Origin of the sequence: Rhodopila sp., assembly GCF_035548235.1 — a bacterium.
GTDB lineage: Bacteria > Pseudomonadota > Alphaproteobacteria > Acetobacterales > Acetobacteraceae > Rhodopila.
Genome location: NZ_DASZTJ010000070.1, coordinates 1 through 2,905 on the forward strand (window position 1 = coordinate 1; position 2,905 = coordinate 2,905).

Consider the following 2,905-nt stretch of genomic DNA (forward strand, 5'->3'; position numbering starts at 1 on the left):
ATTTCTCGACCAGCTGGAACGGGTCGATGACGTTGCCCAGGGACTTCGAGATCTTCTGACCCTCGTTGGTCCACCAGCCGTGGGCGAAGACCCGCTCCGGCGGCGGGAGTCCGGCGGCCAGCAGGAAGGCCGGCCAATAGACCGCGTGGAAGCGCAGGATGTCCTTGCCGACCATGTGCAGGTCGGCGGGCCAGAACGTCCGCCACAATTCCGATCCGGTATCGGGATACCCCGCCACGGTCAGGTAGTTGGTCAGCGCATCGACCCAGACATAGATGACATGCTCCGGGTCGTTGGGCACGCGGATGCCCCAGCGCACGGTCGAGCGCGACACCGACAGGTCCTTCAACCCGGACTTGACGAAGCTCCGCACCTCGTTCAGGCGGCTTTCCGGCAGCACGAAGCCCGGCTTCTCATAAAGTTCGAGCAGCTTGTCGCCCCATTCCGACAGGCGGAAGAACCAGCTCGGCTCCTCGACCCATTCGACCGGCGCGCCGCTCGGCGCCAGGAAGCCGCCGTCCGGCCCCTTGGTCAGCTCGCTCTCGGCGTAATAGCTTTCGTCGCGCACCGCGTACCAGCCGGCATAGCTGCCCAGATAGAGCGCGCCGTTATCGTGCATCGCCTGCCACAGCGCCTGGACCGCGGCCTCGTGGCGCGGCTGGGTGGTGCGGATGAAGTCGTCGATCGCGAAATCCATCGTCTCGACCAGCGCCCGGAACCGCCCCGAAACGCGGTCGCACAATTCCTGCGGGGTCAGGCCCTGTTCCGACGCGGTCTTCTCGACCTTCGGCCCGTGCTCGTCGGTGCCGGTCATGAACAGCACGCGCCTGCCGTCCAGGCGCTGGAATCGCGCCAGCACGTCGCAGGCCAGCGTCGTATAGGCATGCCCGATATGCGGCACGTCGTTGACGTAGTAGATCGGCGTGGTGATGTAATACGCGCCCGGCGCGGACATCTCGGTCTCCTCGCGGCGCCCGGCGCGCGGCGCGTGACATGGCGGACTGCCCCGGCGGTCAGCTCTGCGCGGCGGTTTGCAGGCCGGAAAAGGCGTTCAGAACAACCTGCTTTCGGTCGAGGTTGAGCGCCTCCGCCTCGGCCAGGGCACGATTGACCTTTTCCCACAGCTCGATCCAGCGATCAAGGCTGCCCCGCCCCGCCAGGCGGCGCATCGCCTCGGTTTCGCCCGGTGCGAAATCGTCCTGGCCTGGGGTTTCGGCCGCCGTCTCGCGCACCAGTCGGGCGAGCCAGCCGGCCAGAAGCTCCATCGTCACCCGAAAGCCGTCGTCGCCGCGGCGCACGGCCGTGTCGGCGAAACCGTGCAGCGCCGGCACGTCGAGCCGCGGCAGCTCCGCGATCAGCCCGACCATCGCGCGGTAAAGGTCGAGGCCGCCGGCCATGGCCAGGCTCAGCGCCTGCCCCGGACTGCCGCTGGCGAGGCGCACCAGCGCCCGCCGGTCGCCATGCGGCAGGTCGGGGAAATGCTCGGCCACCAGCCGGTCGGCGACGTCGTCCGCGGGCGGCCGCAGATTCATGACGCGGCAGCGCGAGCGGATCGTCGCCGGCAGGTTGCCTGGCGCGTGACAGACGATGACGAACAGGGACTTGTCCGGCGGTTCCTCGACCGCCTTCAGAAGCGCGTTGAAGCCGTTGGCGTTGAGGTCGTCGACGCTGTCCACCACGCAGACGCGCCATCCGCCCTCGCCGGCGCTCTTGGCGAAGAAGCCGCCGGCGCGCCGCACCTCCTCGACCGGGATTACCGCCTTGGGGCGCTTGCGCTCCGGGTCCCACGGCCGGCGCAGCACCAGAAGGTCCGGGTGGCCCAGGCTGGCGACGCGCTGGAACACGGGGTCGCCGGGCGCCATGTCCAGGCCCTGCCCCGCCGCCGCGTGGGGCTGGCGCAGCATGAACCGCGCCATGCGATAGGCCAGCGTCGCCTTGCCGATGCCGCGCGGCCCGGCCAGCACCCAGGCATGGGCCAGGTGGCCGCCGCGAAAGGCGTCGACGAAGCGGGCCTCCGCATCGCCGTGGCCGAAAAGCTCCCCGCGCGATCGCGGATGCGGCAGATCGCCCAGCCGGTCGCTCTCAGGGATTTCGGGGTCGCCCGCCATCGCCCATTGATATAGCAGCGGCCGCGGGAACGCGATGCCGCGCACTCGTCGCCGTCATCGCGGCGCGAAGCCTACCTCCGATGGTCGTCCCGCAAGTCCGAAGGGCTATCCGGGACCCATGGTGCGGCACGATGGGTCCCGGCTCGCGCGGCCTTGGGCCGTTTGGCCGGGACGATACCGAGAGACGGGCTGCTTCGCTTGCGCTCACAATGACGTGACGGCGATTATCCCCGCGGCTACAGGTCAGTAACCCCCCTTTTTGCCGGTTCCGACGAACTTGAAGCTGCCTTGGTAGTCGAACGGCTTCCACCACGGGCCGACGCCGGTCTCCTTGTCGGTGTGACGCATGAAGCCGTTCTTCGACGGCGGCGAAATATGGAAGACGACGTCGTATTCGCCCGGCCCGTCCAGCTTGACGTTGGCGCCGTAATGCGGCCCGTCATTGGCGACCATGCCCATCAGGTCGCCCGAGGTCTTCCAGTCGCTGCCCTTCTTGGTCAGCTCATAGGTGATGGCGAGATACGGGATCCACGAATCCTCCGGGAACCCGTTCTTGTTGTCCTTCACCGCGTGGATGTCGGCTTCCAGGTGAATGTCCGTCTGCGCGGCGTCCTGCCCCTTCATCTTGGGCTCCATCTCGACCGGCTGCAGGAACACGCCCAGGATCTGCATCCCGTCCTTCTCCAGGACTTGGCCGGCGGGACTTTCGCCCGCCCATGCGCCGGTGGCGCACGCTATCCCGATCGCGGTCGAAAACGCGGCGGCGCCCAATACCTGCTTCAATGTCATGCCCCATT

3 protein-coding genes are annotated in these 2,905 nt (G+C 68.1%); all 3 read right to left on the minus strand.

The features are described 5' to 3' along the window. A partial coding sequence (locus VHB27_RS05740) for a methionine--tRNA ligase (protein WP_325598112.1) occupies positions 1-955 on the minus strand: 955 nt, incomplete at its 3' end. Positions 956-1,013: 58 nt separating this feature from the next. Then, positions 1,014-2,153: a DNA polymerase III subunit delta' gene (locus VHB27_RS05745; protein WP_325598114.1), complete on the minus strand. Its 1,140-nt coding sequence runs from the start codon at positions 2,151-2,153 to the stop codon at positions 1,014-1,016. A 198-nt stretch (positions 2,154-2,351) separates the two neighbouring features. After that, positions 2,352-2,897 carry an iron transporter gene (locus tag VHB27_RS05750; protein WP_408903978.1) on the minus strand — a complete coding sequence of 182 codons (546 nt, stop codon included), beginning with the start codon at positions 2,895-2,897 and terminating at the stop codon, positions 2,352-2,354. Positions 2,898-2,905 lie beyond the last annotated feature (8 nt).